The 402-nt window shown below is 46.0% G+C and carries 1 protein-coding gene; it reads right to left on the bottom strand.

Translation table 11 applies throughout. The features are described from left to right. Positions 1-402 (bottom strand): recombinase family protein (locus WS40_RS11020; protein WP_046442330.1); only part of this gene is annotated, 402 nt, incomplete at both ends.

Below are 402 nucleotides of genomic sequence, written 5' to 3'. Positions count from 1 at the left end.
AGGCATACAGTACATCATAGCGGATATAGTGCATGGAACACTGGCGTAATCCCTGCCCGTTCTTGCTGCAATGGTAGTACCCGTATGGGTTCTTATTCTGCTTGTTTTCCCCATAGGCTAAAGACCATCCGCAGTCTGCACATTTTATCAATCCTGCGAAAATCTGTGTCGTACCGTTTCTGCGTTTCCTGCGTCTGCTTGCAATCAGCTCCTGAACTTTTTGGAACACTTCTTCAGAAATGATGGCTTCGTGGGTATTTTCCACACGATACCATTCTTCCTGCGGCTTCCGCACCTTTTTCTTGTTCTTGAATGAAATGTTGCTCTGCTTGTTGTGAATGCTGTGACCGATGTAGGTTTCCTCTTTCAAAATGCTCTTGACCTGTGCTATCGTCCACGCAT

Origin of the sequence: Ruminococcus sp. N15.MGS-57 (genome assembly GCF_000980385.1) — a bacterium.
GTDB classification, from domain to species: domain Bacteria; phylum Bacillota; class Clostridia; order Oscillospirales; family Ruminococcaceae; genus Hominimerdicola; species Hominimerdicola aceti.
Note: the sequence above shows the minus strand (reverse complement) of the source record. Positions and strands in the feature narration are given on the sequence as shown.